Below are 3,179 nucleotides of genomic sequence, written 5' to 3'. Positions count from 1 at the left end.
CCAATCGAGCCTACAACACCCGTGCGAGCAACCCATATTTGAGAAGCAGAACAGGCAATGGCATAAGCTGCAGAACAGGCAAACTCATTGGCATGCGCCCAAATGGGTTTGTTATATTTTTTTGAGAGTGCTTGAAACTCTTCAACCAAATCAAACACACCGCCCGCTTCTCCACCGCCGCTGTCAATATCCAGTAAAACAGCGCGAACATCAGGTTGTGCAATGGCTTCACGAAAAGAAGCCCTTAAACCTTCATAAGAGGTTAATCCCGATAAAGCCCCAAGCCATGCACCGCGGCGCACAAGCGTGCCATGAACTGGTAGTATAGCAATATTGTTTTGTACTACATAAGTTTCAGGGGGTCTGAAAGCTTCTGTATCCCCTTGTCCAAATGCTCTCACGGCAAACTTTTCTCCCTCAAAAAGGCGTGGTGCAAGAGCATTCAAAATGACATCAAGCTTTGTCGAGGCAAGCATATGAGGAACACCAAAAAGCCGGGATGCCAAAAACGGCATGTCAAGATTATTCACCATTTTTGTGTGCCTCGCTGCCTTGGTTGCTTTCATAAGTCTCAGAAGTCTCTGAATCTTCATCACCAATCGCTTGATTGCTACCAGCCGGTGCCGCCATATCGGTGTCAAAAGATAATCCGCGCGCACGAGCATCTGTGTGTTCTTCTTGCAGTTCGGCATGAATGCTGTCGATATCAAAGCCCCGCTCGGCAAGTGCCATGCGTCGTGTTTTCAAGCCTGCACGGATTTCTTCTTTTTCCGCTGAGATATCCTTGTTTGGATCAATCATTTCAAGCGGGGGCGCAAAGCTTTCACATTGAAGCCATGGCAAGGAATTTTCTTCCCACCCTGGCAAATTGACGCATCCAGCAAGCACTGCCATTTCAACAAAACGCTCCCATATAATGCGATTAAACTGAAAGGCAATAATATGTTCACGCCATTGTTTGACGTGCCGTCTAAACTGAATGATGGAGGTACGCACATTTGAAAAATTCCCCCGCGTAACGTCTCCAGTCACAACGGCATAAGGCATATTAAGTGCTGCACAAATTTTCAAGATATTGCGAAATTGAAAAGCCTCATAAGAGCCACCAACCTCAGCAGGGGTTGAAAATGTAATTTGTTTTTCGCCATCGACCACGTTAACTGAGCCGGGGTAAATTTTATCCACGTCAGCTGCCTCTTCAGGCTTCTTTGGGGGCGTTGTTTGCTCACGATTTCCCTCTAATTCTTCCTCATGAGATTCCTTCCCTGTAATAAACACCGCGAAAAGAGCCGCTGTCCTTTTTCGATCAAGTTCTGCATCATCATAGGATTCCAGTTGAAAGATCTTTGTCATACAGCGCGTTATTTTGGGAGAACCGCGCAATTGTCCGGCAATCCGGCGCTCTTTGATATGAATGACCATTTCAGCAGGGACGCGCACGCGCTCTTGGCTCTCAAATGCCATATTTGCAGGGACATCATCATAGGGGTGGTGTTCCCAGAAATGATAAGCAACACGCTTACCACTGGCATTAAATTCAATCCCCATACGAATGTAATTGCCTTCAATCTCAGCCGGTCCATTGTAGGAAAGGTCCAACATTTCGGTGGGATAAACTTGCAATTGAAGAGGCACACCAGAGCGCCCGTAGAGGTCGACATAGTGTAGTCTTACAAAGCATTCTCCAGTTAAAAAGACCTCTCGGGCAATGGTTGCTTGCAGCCCATAAAAGCTGGCATCTTCATCGTAGTCTGCTTCATCAGCCCATTGCCACCATAAGTCTAAAAGCTTTTTCTTCTCTTCTTGAAAGCCTTCAATGCGAGGATAAGGTTTAATCCCATCACTAACAGCCGCGGAGACCCATTCTTCTGTTGCAGACCCATAAAGAGATTCATTGTCATAAAGCCATCTTGAACGGGCAACAATGGTATCACCGCATTCTTCAATGGCTTTATTGATATGTTTTTTTGCGGCGTCAAAACCACCCATACGGCGGCTTTTGCTTGCCGCTTCAAAATGGGGATTGTGTTGACGAGAAATTGTAAAAAAGCCCGTAATTTTATTGAACAAACCAGCCATTAATAGCCTCGTGATATGTTAAAATAGAAAACGCGTGAACGCTTGCGTCCTTCAAGGTTTGCTATTTGCGTATTGATCATCTCAAGCGCTCTGCGCAGTTCCTCAACAGAACGGTTGCTGACTTGCTTATCGCCATGGCGCACCGATTGTGCTCCCGAATAAAGAGCTTCTTCAATTTGCTCACGCCGCCTTTTTAAACTTTCTAATCTCGAAAATTTGTTGTTAATTGGTTCTAAAGTTTCACCCACAAATTACCTCCAATCCCCTCGCATATAAGGATTCATCATTGTTCTGAATGGCTTCTTTTGAGGTTGTGCTGTCTGAGATCTTCTTGGAGCAGGAGAGGGGGCATGTCTTGGTGTTGGCTGCTCTAAAGAGCCCTCAATTTTAAGTTTTTCCAGACGCTCTTCTAAGATATCGACTTCTCGATTAAGGTTTATTCCTGCCGAAATCAGACCTTGTAAAGCCGCATAAGCATAGACCCTACAGTCCAAAGCCTCGTTTCTTGCTTTTTCGCTTTTTTGCCATTCAATGCGCTTAAAGCCTTTAAAATATTTGATGACTTTTCTTTCAGCGGTTAGCTGATCAAAATATTCCCGATCAAGGTTTTTGTGAAAGTGTGTTGCACCAGCACCCGATGCTTCGGGACCCGATTTTTTAAACCGTGCCGTGATAATATCTTTTGCTGCATCAACACCAACAATATAGAGATTAATCTGCCCCTTATTGTTTCTGCTTGGGCGGCGCGGCCATACCGCACGCCATCCTGCTTGTTCCTTAATGCCCCAGATACGCCGTCCTTCACGGGGGTGCACATAATTATAAACAGCCTGTGTGTGTCCACCACCGGTATCAATACAAGCAGCCGTTATCTTGATGCCGTCTTTGTAACCTAGATGCGGCCAGCGTCTTGCAAGATATTCATCCAATTGGTCCCATACTTCAAAAGAAGAGGGATCACCAGGAATGACGTGATAATCAATATGCCAGCTTTCTTCACTGCGTCCCCATCCCACCACTTCAAGCTCTAACCGGTCATTTTGCACATCAATACCCGCTGTCAACAACACGGCTTGTTCTGGTGCAAGGGGATAATCTTC

4 protein-coding genes are annotated in these 3,179 nt (G+C 45.7%); all 4 read right to left on the bottom strand.

Annotation, left to right across the window (positions count from 1 at the left end; all coding sequences use genetic code 11):
• Window positions 1–533, bottom strand: a 533-nt coding sequence (locus tag PVV59_RS09650; RefSeq protein WP_273755866.1) for a S49 family peptidase, incomplete at its 3' end; no start/stop codon positions are given.
• Complete coding sequence (locus tag PVV59_RS09645; protein WP_273755865.1) at window positions 523–2,079, bottom strand: phage portal protein; 1,557 nt, start codon at window positions 2,077–2,079, stop codon at window positions 523–525. The genes PVV59_RS09645 and PVV59_RS09650, both read right to left, overlap by 11 nt.
• Window positions 2,079–2,327 (bottom strand): phage head-tail joining protein, encoded by a 249-nt coding sequence (locus tag PVV59_RS09640; protein WP_273755864.1) that lies wholly within the window; start codon window positions 2,325–2,327, stop codon window positions 2,079–2,081. The genes PVV59_RS09645 and PVV59_RS09640 overlap by 1 nt, the downstream gene beginning before the upstream one ends.
• Before the next feature lie 3 nt (window positions 2,328–2,330).
• Window positions 2,331–3,179 (bottom strand): terminase gpA endonuclease subunit (locus PVV59_RS09635; protein WP_273755863.1); only part of this gene is annotated, 849 nt, incomplete at its 5' end.

This window comes from Bartonella sp. MM73XJBT.G (genome assembly GCF_028618435.1).
Taxonomy (GTDB): Bacteria; Pseudomonadota; Alphaproteobacteria; order Rhizobiales; family Rhizobiaceae; genus Bartonella.
This window is presented reverse-complemented; position numbering and strand designations above follow the sequence as displayed.